This is a genomic window from Serratia surfactantfaciens, assembly GCF_001642805.2.
Taxonomy (GTDB): domain Bacteria; phylum Pseudomonadota; class Gammaproteobacteria; order Enterobacterales; family Enterobacteriaceae; genus Serratia; species Serratia surfactantfaciens.
The window spans coordinates 4,423,209-4,439,806 of sequence record NZ_CP016948.1; the positions used below are offsets into that span (position 1 = coordinate 4,423,209).

Consider the following 16,598-nt stretch of genomic DNA (forward strand, 5'->3'; position numbering starts at 1 on the left):
CGCCTCAGAATGTTACGCCGGCGCACAGGATCACGTTCGCGTAAGGCGAACACTCCCCGCTGCGGATCACCGCCCGGCTGTGCTCGGTTTGCGCTTTAAACGCCTGATGGCTGATATAACGCACATTGATGGTATTGCCCTGGCGTTGGCCCAACGCGCTCAGTTCAGCCAACAAGGTTTCATGGAGCTGCGGATTCTGTTTCACGATCTCTTCCGCCAGAATGGCGCTTTCTACCTGCATCTCTTGCGTGACCGCCGCGAACACCTGCATAAAGGTCGGCACACCCTGCGTCAGCGCCAGATCGATGCGCTGCGTCGCCGCCGGTATCGGCAGGCCCGCATCACACAGGGTGAGCTGATCGGTATGCCCCAGGCGGGCAATCACGGCAGACACGTCAGAATTCAGTAATACGCCTTTTTTCATCTTCTCACTCCGCTAGCGAAACGTTTCGCTCTTTGATGGGGAGTTTAAAAAAACGACAGGGGAAGGCAACCGGGACAATGCAGAAGTGTGATCGCTATCGAAACGTTTCGTTCACGCGCGGAGAAAGCGCAAACAAAAGGGGCTCAGCCATGCTGAGCCCCTGATCAGGTGGGTTAGATCTCGACCTGCGTGCCGAGCTCGATCACCCGGTTCGGCGGGATCTCAAACTGATCCGGCGCGCGCAGCGCATTGCGGCTCAGGGCGACGAACAGCTTGCCGCGCAGGTAGAGGTACCACGGCCGCTTGGTGAGGATCAGCGACTCATGGGACATGAAGAACGAGGTCTCCGACATGCGGCACGGCAACCCTTCCAGCCCGCAGCGGTGGAACACTTCCTCGACGTTCGGCGTTTCGCGCCAACCGTAGCTGGCCACCACCCGCCAGAAGGTCGGCGACAGCTGTTCGATGGTCACCCGGCGCACATTGTGCACGTAAGGCGCATCCTCGGTGCGCAGCGTCAGCAGCACCACGCGCTCATGCAGCACCTTGTTGTGTTTCAGGTTATGCAGCAGCGCAAAAGGAATGACGTTGGTGGCGCGCGACAGGAACACCGCGGTGCCCGGCACCCGCACCGGCGGCGACTTCTCCAGCGAAGCGATCATCGCCTCCAGCGAGTTGCCGTGTTCATGCAGGCGGCGCAGCAGCCGGAAGCGCTCGCTCTTCCAGGTGGTCATAATGATGAACATCACCAGCGCCAACGTCAGCGGCAACCAGCCGCCGGAGAACAGCTTCAGGGCGTTGGCGGAGAACATCGGCACGTCGATGATCAGCAAGATGGTCACGATGCCGATCGCCAGGAAGCGATTCCAGTGCCAGTTGTTGATCGCCACCGAGGTGACCAGAATGCTGGTCAGCACCATGGTGCCGGTGACCGCGATGCCGTATGCCGCCGCCAGGTTGCTGGAGTGCTCGAAGCCGATGATCACCAGCACCACCGAGATGTACAGCGTCCAGTTGATCACCGGAATGTAGATCTGGCCGGATTCCATTTCCGAGGTGTGAATGATGCGCATCGGCGACAGATAACCCAGGCGCACCGCCTGGCGAGTCAGCGAGAAGACGCCGGAAATCACCGCCTGCGAAGCGATCACCGTCGCCAGGGTCGCCAGAATCAGCAGCGGGATCAGCGCCCAGTCAGGCGCCAACAGGAAGAACGGGTTTTTGATCGCCTCCGGATTTTTCAGCAGCAGCGCGCCCTGGCCGAAATAGTTGAGCACCAGCGAAGGCAGCACCACGGTGAACCAGGCCAGGCGGATCGGGAACTTGCCGAAGTGCCCCATGTCGGCATACAGCGCCTCAACGCCGGTGATCGACAGCACCACCGCACCTAACGCAAAGAACGATACCTTCTTATATTCCATAAAGAAGTTGAGCGCCCATTTGGGGTTCAGCGCCTGCAGCACTTCCGGGTTCGATATGATGCTGCGCGCGCCCAGCACCGCCAACACGATGAACCACAGTAGCATCACCGGGGCGAACAGCTTGCCGACGCTGCCGGTGCCGTGCTTTTGAATGACGAACAGCAGCGTCAACACCAGAATGGAGAGCGGCACAATATAGGCGTCGAGCGCAGGGGCGGCGATTTCCAACCCTTCTATCGCCGACATCACCGATATCGCCGGGGTGATCACCACCTCACCATAGAAGAAGCTGCCGCCGATCAGGCCCAGTATCACCAGCACCGCCGTGGTGCGCGCCGAGGTATTGCGCCCGGCCAGCGACATCAGCGTCAGAATGCCGCCCTCGCCGGCGTTGTCCGCGCGCATCACATAGGTGAGATATTTGAGGGAAACGATCACGATCAGCATCCAGAAAATCAGCGACAGGAAGCCGAAAACCACGTCTGGACGCACGTCGAAGCCGTAATGGCCGGAGAAACACTCTCTCAGCGTATAAAGAGGACTGGTGCCGATATCGCCGTAAACCACGCCGATGGCCGCCAGGGTTACCGCCGATAAGGACTGTTTATGCTCTGCGCTCATAATTCGTTTCTTTATCAGAACATCCGTTAGCGATGCATCCGCATCAGGCAAAATACGGGCTCAAAGATCCGTCACGCCCACCAGAAAGCCGCACAGTATGCACCATTTATACCGCTTGCCTACCCTTATATCAGAGCCGAAAAATAAACAAAATGTGAACCGAATATCCGATTGAACTGAGAAAATTTTTACTAATCAACAAGCTATACCACTAAAAATAATGGTGGTTTATCATCGAATTATCGATCAAGATTGGCTAACTCTCGGACAATACGACGATTATATGACGCCATCATCCCTTCTGGCAGAACGAATTTCCCGCCTCAGCAGCGCGCTGGAGAGCGGTCTCTATGAGCGGCAAGAAGCGATCCGCCTGTGCCTGCTGGCGGCGCTGAGCGGCGAAAGCGTATTCCTGCTCGGCCCGCCCGGCATCGCCAAAAGCCTGATCGCGCGCCGGCTGAAGTTTGCCTTCCGCAACGCCCGCTCCTTTGAATACCTGATGACGCGCTTTTCCACGCCGGAAGAGGTCTTCGGCCCGCTCTCTATTCAGGCGCTGAAAGACGAAGGGCGCTACCAGCGCCTGACCGCCGGCTATTTGCCGGAAGCGGAGATCGTGTTTCTGGACGAAATCTGGAAGGCCGGCCCGGCGATCCTCAACACCCTGCTGACGGCGATCAACGAACGGCGCTTTCGCAACGGTAACAGCGAAGAGCCGATCCCGCTGCGCCTGCTGGTCACCGCCTCCAACGAACTGCCCGAAGCGGACAACAGCCTCGAAGCCCTGTATGACCGCATGTTGATCCGCCTGTGGCTGGACAAGGTGCAGGATAAGCAGAATTTCCGCTCGCTGCTGGTCAACCGCCAGAGCGAAAGCCAAAACCCGGTGCCGGCGGCGCTGAGCGTCAGCGACGAAGAGTTTCTGCAGTGGCAACCGCAGATCGATAAGGTGGCGCTGCCGGAAGCCTGCTTCGAGTTGATTTTCCAGCTGCGCCAGCGGCTGGACGCGCTGGAACAGGCGCCGTACGTCTCTGACCGGCGCTGGAAAAAAGCCCTGCGCCTGCTGCAGGCCTGCGCCTTCTTCAGCGGGCGCGACGCCATCGCCCCGCTCGACCTGATGCTGCTGAAAGACTGCCTGTGGCACGATCTCACCTCGCTGAAGCTGCTGCAACAGCAGATCGACCAGTTGCTGACCGAATCGGCCTATCAGCAGCAGTCGATGCTGATCCAGCTGCAACAGATCCATACCCGCTGGCTGCAGGATCAGCAACAACAGAGCGACCGGCAGGCCATCAGCCTGGTGAAAAAAGGCGGCATGTTCAGCCGCAAACCGCAATACGCGCCGGCCACGCCGTTCGCCGGCGGCACCCTCACCCTGCTGTTGCAAAAGCCGCTGCAGTTGCATGACATTCAGGTCAACCATCTGAGCATCGAAAGCAGCGCGCTGGACAACTGGCTGCAAAAAGGCGGCGACGTGCGCGCCAAGCTAAATGGCATCGGCTTCGCGCAGCCGATCGATTTGGAAGTGGACGACCAACTGCACCTGACGGTGCTGGACGTCAGCCGCCAGCCGTCGTTGCTGGCGCTGCCGGGCAAACAGGCCACCGCCACGCCGCAGGCGCTGCTGGATGAAATGGATGCGTTGGCCCAGCGCCTGGCGGAGCAGCGCCGCGCCTTCAGCCAACATCAACCCTGTCTGTTCACGCCCGCCGCCGGTCTGGCCAAGATCGAAGCCAGCCTGCTGCAGGTGGCAGAGCAGGTTAAACAGCAACAGCAGCAAATGCGCGGCCAGTAACCATGCTCAGTCTGGAGACGCTCGATCTGCTGCTGGCGATCACCGAAGGCGAGATGATCGAGGAGATGATCGTCGGCATGCTGGCGGCGCCGCAGCTGTCGGTGTTCCTTAAAAAGTTTCCGGCCATTCGCCGGGCGCTGGATCGCGATCTGCCGCGCTGGAAGCTGCAGCTCAAGGAGCGTCTGCAGGAGGCCATGGTGCCGCCGGCGCTGGCGCAGGAATTCTATCGCTACCAGCAGTGCCAGCTGGAGAACAACACTCAGTTCTATCACAACCTCAACGACACCATGGAGCTACTGCGCCAGCTGGTCTCACCGTTTTATGAACAGGCGCGCGCGCTGGTGGACGCCGCCGATCTGCCCAATCATCCGCTGGACGACAGCTTTCAAACCCTGTTCCTGCAGCGCTGGCGCATCAGCCTGACGCTGCAGGCCACCATGTTGCACCACCAGCTGCTGGAACAAGAACGCGAGCAACTGATGGCGGAACTGCAGGAGCGCCTGGCGCTGAGCGGCGCGCTGGAGCCGCTGCTGTCGGAAAACGACACCGCCGCCGGCAGGCTGTGGGACATGAGCAAAGGCCAGCTGCAGCGCGGCGACTATCAGCGGCTGGTGGAATACGGCAACTTCTTGCAGCAGCAGCCGGAGCTGAAAAAACTGGCGCAGCAACTGGGCCGCAGCTATCAGGCCAAAGCGGTACAACAACAGGACGCGCAGCCGGAACCGTTCAGGGTCATGGTGCAGGTGCCGGCCACGTTGCCGGAAGAAGTGAGCGGCATTCATCAGAGCGACGACATCCTGCGTCTGCTGCCGCCGGAGCTGGCGACGCTGGGGATTGAAGAGCTGGAATTCGAGTTTTATCGCCGCCTGCTGGAAAAGCGGCTGCTGAGCTACCGCCTGCAGGGCGACGTCTGGCAGGAACAGATTCTGATCCGTCAGGTCACCCACCAGCAGCAGGATCAACAGCCACGCGGGCCGTTTATCGTCTGCGTGGACACTTCAGGATCGATGGGCGGCTTCAACGAACAGTGCGCCAAGGCGTTCTGCCTGGCGCTGTTGCGCATTGCGCTGGCGGACAACCGCCGCTGCTACATCATGCTGTTCGCCAATCAGATCGTGCATTACGAACTCACCGCCGCCAGCGGCATCGAACAGGCGGTGCGCTTTCTCGGCCAGCAGTTTCGCGGCGGCACCGATCTGGCGGCCTGTCTGAACGCCACCGTCACCAAAATGGCCGAGAGCGGCTGGTTCGACGCCGATGCGGTGATCATTTCCGATTTTATCGCCCAGCGGTTGCCGGAGGAGGTAATAAAGAAGGTAAAACAGCAACAGCAGAGCCATCAGCAGCGTTTCCACGCGGTGGCGATGTCCGCCTACGGCAAACCCGGCATCATGCGCATCTTCGATCATATCTGGCGCTTCGATACCGGGTTGAAAAGCCGTTTGATGCGCCGCTGGCGGCGCTAGGCGGGGTTAGAGCAGGCCTTCGACCGCCTCGCGCACTTCCGGCGACCACACGCCGCACTGCACCTGGCCGATATGCGACAGTTGCAGCAACAACATCACCAGACGCGACTGGCCGATACCGCCGCCGATGGTCTGCGGCATATCGCCGCGCAGCAACGACTGATGCCATTCCAGCTTCATGCGCTCTTCATCGCCGGTCAATGCCAGCTGATGTTTCAGCGCGGCGGCGTCGACGCGGATGCCCATAGAAGACAGCTCGAAAGCGTCCTGCAGCACCGGGTTCCACACCACGATATCGCCGTTCAGGCCCGCCAGGCCATCCGCCGTAGGGGTGGTCCAGTCATCATAATCCGGCGCCCGCACATCGTGCGATTTGCCGTGCGACAGCTTGCCGCCGATGCCGATCAGAAACACCGCGCCCAGCTCTTTGGCGATCGCCCGCTCGCGCCCTTTGGCGTCCAGATCCGGATAGCGCTGCAGCAGGGTTTCACTGTGCACGAACTGGATCTGATCCGGCAGGAACGGGGTCAGGCCGTGTTCGCGGCTGACTTCCGCCTCCGTCGCCTTGATGGCAGCGTAAATGCTGCGCACGGTGCTTTTCAGATAATCCAGGCCGCGCTCGCCATCGCCCATCACTCGCTCCCAGTCCCACTGATCGACGTACACCGAGTGGATTGGCGTCAGGCGATCTTCATCCGGGCGCAGCGCCTTCATATGGGTGTACAGGCCTTCGCCGGCGCCAAAGTCGTAGCTGCCCAGAGTTTTGCGTTTCCATTTCGCCAGCGAATGCACCACTTCGAAAGTGGCGTCCGGCAGGGTTTTGACTTTGACCTGCACCGCTTTCTCGCTGCCGGAGAGGTTATCCTGCGTGCCGTCGCCCAGACGGCTGAGGATCGGAGCCTGCACTTCGATCAGACCGAGCTGCTGCTCCAGCTGGCGGGAGAAGAAGAATTTGACCTGGCTGATTTGTTGTTGTTTTTGGATAAACTGTTTTTTCATTGCCGTATCTCTTGTAAACCTGTCTCTGTTGCCATCGATTAAGCAACAAAATGATGCGCCAATTCAATATCCGATAATCAATATTGCCTTTTCACTTTTAATCGTTCATTTTTACCCGGACAGAATTCAACAATCGTTAATTAATGGGGGATTAAATGGCGGAAATTTATCAGATCGATAATCTCGATCGCGGCATCCTCAACGCCCTGATGGACAACGCGCGTACGCCGTACGCCGAGCTGGCGAAAAACTTTGCCGTCAGCCCAGGCACCATTCATGTGCGGGTGGAGAAGATGAAACAGGCCGGGATCATCACCGGCGCGCGCATCGACGTCAGCCCCAAACAGCTGGGCTACGACGTGTGCTGCTTTATCGGCATCATATTGAAGAGCGCCAAGGACTATCCTTCGGCGCTGAAGAAACTGGAAAGCCTGGAGGAAGTGGTGGAAGCCTATTACACCACCGGCCACTATAGCGTCTTCATTAAAGTGATGTGCCGATCGATCGATGCGCTGCAACAGGTACTTATCAACAAGATCCAGACCATCGACGAGATCCAGTCGACAGAAACGCTGATCTCGCTGCAGAACCCCATCATGCGTACCATCGTGCCGTAACCCGCCAAATTGCATACCCACATTATCCACAGGTAGATCCCAGCCGATTCACAGCGTACAATGCAGCCACTTTGAGTGAGAAGGTTGGGATCGTTGGTTCATGGCAGACATTACTCTGATCAGTGGCAGTACGCTTGGCAGCGCCGAATACGTGGCTGAACATTTGGCTGAAAAGCTGGAAGACGCGGGTTTCTCTACCGAGATGCTGCACGGCCCTGAACTGGATGAACTGCCGTTGAGCGGCCGCTGGCTGGTGGTCTCCTCCACACACGGCGCCGGCGAATTGCCGGATAACCTTCAGCCTCTGCTGGAACAGATCGCCGAACAGCAACCGGATCTCTCCGAGGTGCAGTTCGGCGCCGTCGGTTTGGGCAGTTCGGAATACGACACCTTCTGCGGCGCGATCAAACTGATCGACGATCTGTTGATCGCCAGAGGCGCGAAAAGGATCGGCGATCGTCTCGAGATCGACGTGACCGAGCATGAAATTCCCGAGGATCCGGCAGAGGAATGGGTAAAAAACTGGATTAATTTACTCTAATTCGGCGAAAGATCGCGCGAACGATTGTGGATAACTATGCTTAAAAGCAGGGTAAAAGCCGTAGTTATCCAAATAACAACCGTAGGTCGCTTTTTGTCCTGTGCATAACAAGCCTTTTAGATCCCAGCTTATCTGCGTCGGGATCACCGATCATTCACAGCAAACGATCCTCCTTAATCTGCTGATCTTCATCGTGAATAGTCACTTATCCACAGAGGATCGCGATCCTAATAAGAGATCCAATAAAGAGATCTTTAAATAAAAAAGATCTTCTTTTAATTACCGACGATCCTGACCACTTGGTCGATCGTCTAAACTTGAGTAGAATCCCCAACCCCAGGGCAAATACGATCGTTCGCAATACGGCGAGGTGCAGTTCCATGTTTTATCCAGATCAATTTGACGTCATCATCATCGGTGGTGGTCATGCAGGTACCGAGGCCGCGATGGCTGCGGCACGCATGGGGCGTCAGACTTTATTATTGACACACAATATCGATACGCTGGGGCAGATGTCCTGCAACCCGGCGATTGGCGGTATTGGTAAAGGGCATCTGGTTAAGGAAATTGATGCACTCGGCGGCCTGATGGCGACGGCGATCGACCATGCCGGCATTCAGTTTAGGATACTAAACGCCAGCAAAGGTCCTGCGGTTCGCGCCACACGCGCTCAGGCTGACCGCGTACTGTATCGCCAGGCGATTCGCACCGCGCTGGAGAATCAGCCCAACCTGATGATCTTCCAACAGCCGGTTGAGGATCTGATCGTCGAAAACGATCGCGTCGTGGGCGCTGTAACCCAAATGGGGCTGAAATTCCGCGCCAAGGCGGTGGTATTGACCGTAGGCACCTTCCTGGACGGCAAGATCCATATCGGCCTGGAAAATTACAGCGGCGGCCGCGCCGGGGATCCTCCGTCGATCTCGCTGTCGCAGCGTTTGCGTGAACTGCCGCTGCGCGTCAACCGTTTGAAAACCGGTACCCCACCGCGCATCGACGCCCGCACTATCGATTTCAGCGTACTGGCACCACAACACGGCGATACACCGGTGCCGGTATTCTCGTTCCTGGGCAATGCCAGCCAGCACCCGGAACAAATGGCGTGCTACATCACCCACACCAATGAAAAAACGCATGACGTGATCCGCAATAACCTCGATCGCAGCCCGATGTATGCCGGGATCATCGAAGGGATCGGTCCACGTTACTGCCCGTCGATCGAAGACAAGGTCATGCGTTTTGCCGATCGCAACGCGCACCAGATCTTCCTCGAGCCAGAAGGCCTGACCAGCAACGAGATTTACCCTAACGGGATTTCCACCAGCCTGCCGTTCGACGTACAGATGCAGATCGTCCGTTCAATGGAAGGGATGCAGAACGCGCGTATTATTCGCCCTGGTTATGCTATCGAGTACGATTTCTTCGATCCACGCGATCTGAAACCGACGCTGGAAAGCAAATTTATTCAAGGCCTGTTCTTCGCCGGCCAGATCAACGGCACTACCGGCTATGAAGAAGCCGCCGCACAGGGCCTGTTGGCCGGCCTGAACGCCGGCCGCTTCGCCGACGAACAAGAGGGCTGGGCACCGCGTCGCGATCAGGCCTACCTGGGCGTGCTGGTGGACGATCTCAGCACCCTCGGCACCAAAGAGCCGTATCGCATGTTTACCTCGCGCGCCGAGTATCGTCTGATGCTACGTGAAGACAACGCCGATCTCCGTCTGACGGAAAAAGGCCGTGAACTCGGTCTGGTGGACGACGTGCGCTGGGCGCGTTACAGCGAGAAGCTGGAGCGAATCGAACGTGAACGTCAACGCCTGCGCGACATCTGGATGCATCCGCACGCCGAGAACGTAGAACAGGTCAATGCATTGCTGAAAGCGCCGCTGTCGCGTGAAGCGAACGGCGAAGAGTTGCTGCGCCGTCCTGAGATGGATTACGCGCAATTGACCGGCATCGACGCCTTCGCGCCGCCGCTGGAGGATGTGCAGGCTGCCGAACAGGTCGAGATCCAGGTCAAATACGAAGGCTATATCGCTCGCCAGCAGGAAGAGATCGAAAAACAGCAGCGCAACGAGAACACCGTGCTGCCGCTGGATCTTGATTACCGTCAGGTGTCGGGGCTGTCGAACGAGGTGATCGCCAAGTTGAACGATCACAAACCGAACTCCATCGGGCAGGCTTCGCGCATTTCCGGCATTACGCCGGCGGCGATCTCAATTCTGCTGATCTGGCTGAAAAAGCAGGGACTGCTGCGCCGCAGCGCATAAATCCCGCATCCAGGCGGCCGTTTGCTCATCCCGTAGCCAAACGGCCGCTGACATCACATGTGCCCTGAATTATCATAGTCGCCTCATTGCGCCAGCTGACCATCCGCTGGTCGTTCAGCGCCTGCCAGAGGATCCGTTGTGCAAAAAAAATTAGACTCGCTGCTCGCGGCAGCAGGCATTGAGCTGCCCGATCAGCAGAAACAGCAGCTGCTGGGTTATGTCGGCATGCTGGATAAGTGGAACAAGGCTTATAACCTGACGTCGGTGCGCGATCCGCAGCAAATGCTGGTGCGCCACATCCTCGACAGTATCGTGGTCAACCCGCATCTGCAGGGATCGCGTTTTATCGATGTTGGCACCGGCCCCGGTTTGCCGGGCATCCCACTGGCGATCGTTCGTCCGGATGCGCATTTCACGCTGCTCGACAGCCTGGGCAAGCGCGTGCGATTCCTGCGCCAGGTGCAGCATGAGCTGGGCCTGAACAATATCGAGCCGGTGCAGAGCCGCGTTGAGGAGTTTCCGGCCGAGCCGCCGTTCGACGGCGTGATCAGCCGGGCGTTCGCTTCGCTGCAGGATATGCTGTCCTGGTGTCACCATTTGCCGGCGAAAGGGCAGGGGCGTTTTTACGCGCTGAAAGGCGTGCGCCCGGATGAAGAGTTGGCGCAGCTGCCGGCAGGCATCAGCCTGGAGTCCATCGTGCGGCTGCAGGTGCCAGAACTGGAAGGCGAACGCCATCTGGTGGTTCTTAAGGCAAACTGAGTTTGTTTTTGATCAAACAAGCGTGAATTAACGGTAGTACGGTGTGTAAAGGTAAGCAGGCTAATTAGTTGGTCGCTTTTTTTAGTTAATTTACTTTCTATTAACACAAAAAACGCGGCTAATTAGCGACAATAGAGTAATTGCATTTGGAAATAGTCACGTTAGCAATCATGTGCGAAAGATTTGCCTTTGCTGCTAATGTTAATTGGCTGTTGGAATATTGCCCCGCTGCTTGTCAATAAAAGGTTTTCATCGGGTATACGGATTGTTTTTGAACAGTTAACTGATAATGTTTTGATTTATATAATCTTTTGATCGCTCAAATTGCTAAAGACTGTTTGATTGACCATCGGCTATAAATCAGGAAGGGACATTACTGTGATCGGCTTCGCGTTTCTAAACGCAACGCTGGAATAATCAGACAATTAAATGCGCCCTATTATTCCGACCGTTTTCTTGTGAAAATAGGCTGGAATAGGGAAATTTAAATAATTGTTCACCTTTTCGCTACTTATCGATTGAATTCGTTGGTATGCCCCGTATAATTTGCTCGTTTTTTGCTGCTTGACTCAGGACAGCAAAAACAGTTGTATACGTCACTCAGCATACCCCCCCTGGGGTACGGAGAGAACAAACGTCATGTCTGTGTCCCTATACAGCGGGAAAGTCGCACGCAAACTGCTGTTTTTGCAGTTAATGACTTTTGTTCTGATCAGCGTTGCTTTCTGGCTGAAAAGCCCGGAATGGAGCGCTTCGGCGCTGGCGGGCGGTCTTGCCGCCTGGTTGCCGAGTGCAATGTTTATGCTGTTTGCCTTGCGCCATCAGGCGCAAACGCCGGCGCCCGGTAGGGTTGCCTGGTCGTTCGCCATCGGCGAGGGGCTAAAGGTCGTGATCACCATCGTTTTGCTGATCGTGGCGCTGGGGGTGTTCAAGGCGGAGTTTATACCGCTTGGCCTGACCTATTTAGCGGTGTTAGTGGTGCAGATAGTGGCACCGGCCGTGATTAACAGTTACCGAACTTAACTAAATAAGGGTAAGAGGCATCATGTCTGCAGGAGAAGTCTTGACTCCACAGGAGTATATCGGTCACCACCTGACGCAGCTTCAGGTCGGGACTGGGTTTTGGTCGATTAACCTCGACTCGATGTTTTTCTCCGTCGTCCTCGGGGCGCTCTTCCTGGTGATCTTCCGCAAAGTGGCCAAAAACGCCACCAGCGGCGTGCCGGGTAAACTGCAAACCGCCGTGGAGCTGGTGGTCGGTTTCGTCGACAGCAGCGTGCGCGACATGTACCACGGCAAGAGCAAGGTGATTGCGCCGCTGGCACTGACCGTGTTCGTCTGGGTGTTCCTGATGAACCTGATGGACCTGATTCCGGTAGACTTCCTGCCTTATCTCGGCACTCACGTTCTCGGTCTGCCTGCGCTGCGCGTAGTGCCTACCGCCGACGTGAACGTCACGCTGTCTATGGCGCTGGGCGTGTTTATCCTGATTCTGTTCTATAGCATCAAAATGAAAGGCGTTGGCGGGTTCGTTAAAGAGTTGACCATGCAGCCGTTCAACCACCCTGTATTCATTCCTATCAACCTGATTCTTGAAGGTGTCAGCCTGCTGTCCAAACCTGTTTCACTGGGTCTGCGACTGTTCGGCAACATGTATGCGGGTGAGTTGATCTTCATCCTGATTGCCGGCCTGTTGCCGTGGTGGTCACAGTGGGTCCTGAGCTTGCCTTGGGCTATCTTCCACATCCTGATCATTACGCTTCAAGCCTTTATTTTCATGGTTCTGACGATCGTCTATCTGTCGATGGCGTCTGAAGAGCACTGATTTTCTTAAAACACTTGCACTTTTAAACTGAAACAAACTGGAGACTGTCATGGAAAACCTGAGTATGGATCTGCTGTACATGGCTGCCGCTGTGATGATGGGTTTAGCGGCAATCGGTGCTGCGATCGGTATCGGCATCCTGGGTGGTAAATTCTTGGAAGGCGCTGCTCGTCAGCCTGACCTGATTCCTCTGCTGCGTACACAGTTCTTTATCGTTATGGGTCTGGTCGACGCCATCCCGATGATCGCTGTAGGTCTGGGTCTGTACGTGATGTTCGCCGTCGCGTAAGTAGAGCAATCCTCTACGACGTAACCAAACTATTAACTTTTAAAGAGGCATTGTGCTGTGAATCTTAACGCAACAATCCTCGGCCAGGCCATCGCGTTCGTTCTGTTTGTCTGGTTCTGCATGAAGTACGTATGGCCGCCGATCATGGCTGCCATCGAGAAACGTCAGAAAGAAATCGCTGACGGCCTCGCTTCTGCAGAGCGTGCCAAAAAAGATCTGGACTTAGCGCAAGCCAATGCGACCGACCAGCTGAAAACTGCTAAAGCAGAAGCTCAGGTGATCATCGAGCAAGCGAACAAACGCAAAGCTCAGATCATGGATGAAGCGAAAGCCGAAGCCGAGCAGGAACGTAACAAAATCGTGGCGCAGGCTCAGGCTGAGATCGAAGCCGAACGTAAGCGCGCTCGTGAAGAGTTGCGTAAGCAAGTCGCGATGCTGGCAATTGCCGGCGCCGAGAAGATCATCGAACGTTCCGTGGATGAAGCTGCTAACAGCGACATCGTTGATAAACTGGTCGCTGAACTGTAAGGAGGGAGGGGCTGATGTCTGAATTTGTAACTGTAGCTCGCCCCTACGCCAAAGCAGCTTTTGACTTTGCCGTTGAGCACCAAAGCGTAGAGCGCTGGCAGGACATGCTGGCGTTTGCGGCTGAAGTCACTCGCAATGAACAGATTTCTGAACTGCTGTCTGGCGCGGTTGCGCCAGAAACGCTGTCCAAGACGTTCATCGCGGTTTGTGGCGATCGGCTCGACGAACATGGCCAGAACTTTATCCGTGTAATGGCCGAAAATGGACGTTTACTGGTTCTTCCTGCCGTGCTGCAGCAGTTCATCGAACTGCGCGCCTCGCTGGAATCCACCGTCGAAGTCGAAGTGCTCTCTGCGAGCGCGCTGAGCGACGAACAGCAGGCGAAAATCGCCGCTGCGATGGAAAAACGTCTGTCACGCAAAGTTAAGCTGAATTGCAAAATTGACAAGTCTGTACTGGCCGGCATCGTTGTTCGCGCCGGCGATATGGTGATTGATGGCAGCGTTCGCGGTCGTCTTGAACGCCTGACAGACGTCTTGCAGTCTTAAGGGGACTGGAGCATGCAACTGAATTCCACCGAAATCAGCGAACTGATCAAGCAGCGCATTGCTCAGTTCAATGTAGTGAGCGAAGCTCACAATGAAGGTACTATCGTTTCCGTCAGCGACGGGATCATCCGCGTACACGGCCTGGCCGAAGTTATGCAGGGCGAAATGATCGCGCTGCCTGGCAACCGTTACGCAATCGCATTGAACCTGGAGCGCGACTCCGTCGGTGCCGTGGTCATGGGTCCGTACGCGGATCTGGCCGAAGGCATGAAGGTGAAATGCACCGGCCGTATCCTGGAAGTTCCAGTCGGTCGTGGTCTGCTGGGCCGCGTAGTTAACACCCTGGGCGCACCAATCGACGGCAAAGGCCCGATTGAGAACGACGGTTTCTCTCCGGTAGAAGCTATCGCGCCAGGCGTTATCGAGCGTCAGTCCGTTGATCAGCCGGTTCAGACTGGCTACAAATCCGTTGACGCCATGATTCCAATCGGCCGTGGCCAGCGTGAGCTGGTGATCGGTGACCGTCAGACCGGTAAAACCGCGCTGGCGATCGATGCGATCATCAACCAACGCGACTCCGGCATCAAATGCGTTTACGTGGCTATCGGCCAGAAAGCTTCCACCATCGCTAACGTGGTGCGCAAACTGGAAGAGCACGGCGCACTGGCCAACACCATCGTGGTAGTGGCGACCGCTTCCGAGTCTGCTGCACTGCAATACCTGGCGCCATACGCCGGTTGCGCAATGGGCGAATACTTCCGTGACCGCGGTGAAGATGCGCTGATCGTGTACGATGACCTGTCCAAACAGGCCGTTGCTTACCGCCAGATTTCCCTGCTGCTTCGTCGTCCGCCAGGTCGTGAAGCTTACCCAGGCGACGTATTCTACCTGCACTCCCGTTTGCTGGAGCGTGCAGCGCGCGTTAACGCCGAATACGTTGAAGCCTTCACCAAAGGTGAAGTTAAAGGCCAAACCGGTTCACTGACCGCTCTGCCGATCATTGAAACCCAGGCGGGTGACGTTTCCGCGTTCGTTCCGACCAACGTAATCTCGATTACCGATGGTCAGATCTTCCTGGAATCCAACCTGTTCAACTCCGGTATTCGTCCGGCAGTTAACCCGGGTATCTCCGTATCCCGTGTTGGTGGCGCCGCGCAGACCAAGATCATGAAGAAACTGTCCGGCGGTATCCGTACCGCGCTGGCGCAGTATCGTGAATTGGCTGCGTTCTCCCAGTTCGCATCCGATCTGGACGACGCGACCCGCAAACAGCTGAGCCACGGTCAGAAAGTGACCGAGCTGCTGAAACAGAAACAGTATGCGCCGATGTCGGTCGCACAACAGTCTCTGGTGCTGTTTGCCGCAGAACGCGGTTACCTGAACGACGTCGAAGTCGCCAAAGTGGTGAGCTTCGAAGCCGCGCTGGTAGCCTATGCGGACCGCGAGCACGCCGAGCTGCTGAACCACATCAACCAAACTGGCAACTTCAATGATGAGATCGAGGGCAAGTTGAAAGACATCCTCGAGACCTTCAAGAAAACCCAGTCCTGGTAACGCCGAACGGTCCTGCTGTTGAAAGACAGCAGGCCGTCTGGCACTGAGGAGAAGCAGAGATGGCCGGCGCAAAAGAGATACGTAGTAAGATCGCTAGCGTGCAAAACACGCAAAAGATCACTAAAGCGATGGAAATGGTCGCCGCCTCCAAAATGCGTAAATCGCAGGATCGCATGGCGGCCAGCCGTCCTTATGCAGAGACCATGCGCAAAGTGATTGGTCACCTTGCGTTAGGGAATCTGGAGTACAAGCACCCGTACCTGGATGAGCGTGACGTTAAGCGCGTCGGGTATCTGGTGGTGTCTACTGACCGTGGTCTCTGCGGCGGCTTGAACATCAACCTGTTCAAAAAGCTGCTGGCGGAGATGAAAGCCTGGTCCGAAAAAGGCGTCGAAACCGATTTGGCGCTGATTGGCTCTAAAGCGGCCTCTTTCTTTGGTTCCGTGGGCGGCAACGTAGTTGCCCAGGTGACCGGCATGGGGGACAAACCTTCCCTGTCGGATCTGATCGGGCCGGTGAAAGTGATGCTGCAGGCCTACGACGAAGGTCGTTTGGACAAGCTGTACATTGTCAGCAACAAATTTGTTAATACGATGTCCCAAGAGCCGCAGGTGCTTCAGCTGCTGCCGTTACCGCCAGCCGATGACGAAGAGCTGAAGAAAACGCCTTGGGATTACCTGTATGAACCCGATCCAAAAGTGCTGCTTGATACCTTGCTGCGCCGCTATGTGGAGTCGCAGGTTTATCAGGGCGTCGTGGAAAACCTGGCCAGCGAGCAGGCCGCACGAATGGTCGCGATGAAAGCCGCAACCGATAACGGCGGTAGCCTGATCAAAGAGCTGCAGTTGGTATACAACAAGGCGCGTCAGGCCAGCATCACTCAGGAACTCACCGAGATCGTTTCGGGAGCCTCCGCGGTTTAAGCTAGGTTTACGAATTACGTA

The 16,598-nt window shown here is 56.6% G+C and carries 16 protein-coding genes; 13 read left to right on the forward strand and 3 right to left on the reverse strand.

What is annotated here, in order from left to right:
* Positions 1-4: 4 nt before the first annotated feature.
* Both rbsD and kup read right to left on the reverse strand, forming a co-directional pair.
* On the reverse strand, positions 5-424 hold the full coding sequence (gene rbsD, locus ATE40_RS20710; protein ID WP_019455469.1) for a D-ribose pyranase: 420 nt from the start codon (positions 422-424) through the stop codon (positions 5-7).
* A gap of 173 nt (positions 425-597) precedes the next feature.
* Complete coding sequence (kup, locus tag ATE40_RS20715; protein ID WP_015379467.1) at positions 598-2,466, reverse strand: low affinity potassium transporter Kup; 1,869 nt, start codon at positions 2,464-2,466, stop codon at positions 598-600.
* 283 nt (positions 2,467-2,749) lie between these two features.
* Between kup and ravA the strand changes: the two genes are divergently transcribed.
* Positions 2,750-4,258 (forward strand): ATPase RavA, encoded by a 1,509-nt coding sequence (gene ravA, locus ATE40_RS20720; protein ID WP_139285596.1) that lies wholly within the window; start codon positions 2,750-2,752, stop codon positions 4,256-4,258.
* A 2-nt stretch (positions 4,259-4,260) separates the two neighbouring features.
* Positions 4,261-5,724 (forward strand): ATPase RavA stimulator ViaA, encoded by a 1,464-nt coding sequence (gene viaA, locus ATE40_RS20725; RefSeq protein WP_019455471.1) that lies wholly within the window; start codon positions 4,261-4,263, stop codon positions 5,722-5,724.
* Positions 5,725-5,730: 6 nt separating this feature from the next.
* On the opposite strand, the gene asnA is transcribed toward viaA, so the two are convergent.
* On the reverse strand, positions 5,731-6,723 hold the full coding sequence (gene asnA, locus ATE40_RS20730) for an aspartate--ammonia ligase (protein ID WP_019455472.1): 993 nt from the start codon (positions 6,721-6,723) through the stop codon (positions 5,731-5,733).
* A 155-nt stretch (positions 6,724-6,878) separates the two neighbouring features.
* Here asnA and asnC point away from each other — a divergent pair, with 155 nt between their 5' ends.
* From asnC to atpG, 11 genes are all read left to right on the forward strand, one after another.
* Positions 6,879-7,340: a transcriptional regulator AsnC gene (gene asnC / locus ATE40_RS20735; protein WP_004933786.1), complete on the forward strand. Its 462-nt coding sequence runs from the start codon at positions 6,879-6,881 to the stop codon at positions 7,338-7,340.
* Between the two features lie 100 nt (positions 7,341-7,440).
* Positions 7,441-7,881: an FMN-binding protein MioC gene (gene mioC, locus ATE40_RS20740; protein WP_019455473.1), complete on the forward strand. Its 441-nt coding sequence runs from the start codon at positions 7,441-7,443 to the stop codon at positions 7,879-7,881.
* A gap of 380 nt (positions 7,882-8,261) precedes the next feature.
* Entirely contained in the window at positions 8,262-10,151 is a 1,890-nt protein-coding gene (gene mnmG / locus ATE40_RS20745; RefSeq protein ID WP_019455474.1) for a tRNA uridine-5-carboxymethylaminomethyl(34) synthesis enzyme MnmG, read from the forward strand.
* Positions 10,152-10,289: 138 nt separating this feature from the next.
* On the forward strand, positions 10,290-10,910 hold the full coding sequence (gene rsmG, locus ATE40_RS20750; RefSeq protein ID WP_019455475.1) for a 16S rRNA (guanine(527)-N(7))-methyltransferase RsmG: 621 nt from the start codon (positions 10,290-10,292) through the stop codon (positions 10,908-10,910).
* Between the two features lie 639 nt (positions 10,911-11,549).
* Positions 11,550-11,933: a F0F1 ATP synthase subunit I gene (atpI, locus tag ATE40_RS20755; RefSeq protein ID WP_004933796.1), complete on the forward strand. Its 384-nt coding sequence runs from the start codon at positions 11,550-11,552 to the stop codon at positions 11,931-11,933.
* Between the two features lie 22 nt (positions 11,934-11,955).
* Positions 11,956-12,735, forward strand: coding sequence for a F0F1 ATP synthase subunit A (atpB, locus tag ATE40_RS20760; RefSeq protein WP_025160299.1), 780 nt, complete (start codon positions 11,956-11,958; stop codon positions 12,733-12,735).
* A gap of 49 nt (positions 12,736-12,784) precedes the next feature.
* Complete coding sequence (atpE, locus tag ATE40_RS20765; RefSeq protein WP_004093904.1) at positions 12,785-13,024, forward strand: F0F1 ATP synthase subunit C; 240 nt, start codon at positions 12,785-12,787, stop codon at positions 13,022-13,024.
* A gap of 57 nt (positions 13,025-13,081) precedes the next feature.
* Positions 13,082-13,552 carry a F0F1 ATP synthase subunit B gene (atpF, locus tag ATE40_RS20770; protein WP_004933804.1) on the forward strand — a complete coding sequence of 157 codons (471 nt, stop codon included), beginning with the start codon at positions 13,082-13,084 and terminating at the stop codon, positions 13,550-13,552.
* 14 nt (positions 13,553-13,566) lie between these two features.
* Positions 13,567-14,100 (forward strand): F0F1 ATP synthase subunit delta, encoded by a 534-nt coding sequence (gene atpH, locus ATE40_RS20775; protein ID WP_025160298.1) that lies wholly within the window; start codon positions 13,567-13,569, stop codon positions 14,098-14,100.
* A gap of 12 nt (positions 14,101-14,112) precedes the next feature.
* Positions 14,113-15,654: a F0F1 ATP synthase subunit alpha gene (atpA, locus tag ATE40_RS20780; RefSeq protein ID WP_004933808.1), complete on the forward strand. Its 1,542-nt coding sequence runs from the start codon at positions 14,113-14,115 to the stop codon at positions 15,652-15,654.
* 59 nt (positions 15,655-15,713) lie between these two features.
* The gene (gene atpG, locus ATE40_RS20785) at positions 15,714-16,577 is read left to right on the forward strand and encodes a F0F1 ATP synthase subunit gamma (RefSeq protein ID WP_004933811.1); all 864 of its coding nucleotides are present in this window, start codon (positions 15,714-15,716) and stop codon (positions 16,575-16,577) included.
* The last annotated feature ends 21 nt before the right edge of the window (positions 16,578-16,598 follow it).

What these genes read in the sequence shown, in the direction of transcription:
- rbsD (WP_019455469.1), bottom strand. Translation starts at nt 424, where the DNA reads ATGAAAAAAGGCGTATTACTGAATTCTGACGTGTCTGCCGTGATTGCC.
- kup (WP_015379467.1), bottom strand. Translation starts at nt 2,466, where the DNA reads ATGAGCGCAGAGCATAAACAGTCCTTATCGGCGGTAACCCTGGCGGCC.
- ravA (WP_139285596.1), top strand. Translation starts at nt 2,750, where the DNA reads ATGACGCCATCATCCCTTCTGGCAGAACGAATTTCCCGCCTCAGCAGC.
- viaA (WP_019455471.1), top strand. Translation starts at nt 4,261, where the DNA reads ATGCTCAGTCTGGAGACGCTCGATCTGCTGCTGGCGATCACCGAAGGC.
- asnA (WP_019455472.1), bottom strand. Translation starts at nt 6,723, where the DNA reads ATGAAAAAACAGTTTATCCAAAAACAACAACAAATCAGCCAGGTCAAA.
- asnC (WP_004933786.1), top strand. Translation starts at nt 6,879, where the DNA reads ATGGCGGAAATTTATCAGATCGATAATCTCGATCGCGGCATCCTCAAC.
- mioC (WP_019455473.1), top strand. Translation starts at nt 7,441, where the DNA reads ATGGCAGACATTACTCTGATCAGTGGCAGTACGCTTGGCAGCGCCGAA.
- mnmG (WP_019455474.1), top strand. Translation starts at nt 8,262, where the DNA reads ATGTTTTATCCAGATCAATTTGACGTCATCATCATCGGTGGTGGTCAT.
- atpI (WP_004933796.1), top strand. Translation starts at nt 11,550, where the DNA reads ATGTCTGTGTCCCTATACAGCGGGAAAGTCGCACGCAAACTGCTGTTT.
- atpB (WP_025160299.1), top strand. Translation starts at nt 11,956, where the DNA reads ATGTCTGCAGGAGAAGTCTTGACTCCACAGGAGTATATCGGTCACCAC.
- atpE (WP_004093904.1), top strand. Translation starts at nt 12,785, where the DNA reads ATGGAAAACCTGAGTATGGATCTGCTGTACATGGCTGCCGCTGTGATG.
- atpH (WP_025160298.1), top strand. Translation starts at nt 13,567, where the DNA reads ATGTCTGAATTTGTAACTGTAGCTCGCCCCTACGCCAAAGCAGCTTTT.
- atpA (WP_004933808.1), top strand. Translation starts at nt 14,113, where the DNA reads ATGCAACTGAATTCCACCGAAATCAGCGAACTGATCAAGCAGCGCATT.
- atpG (WP_004933811.1), top strand. Translation starts at nt 15,714, where the DNA reads ATGGCCGGCGCAAAAGAGATACGTAGTAAGATCGCTAGCGTGCAAAAC.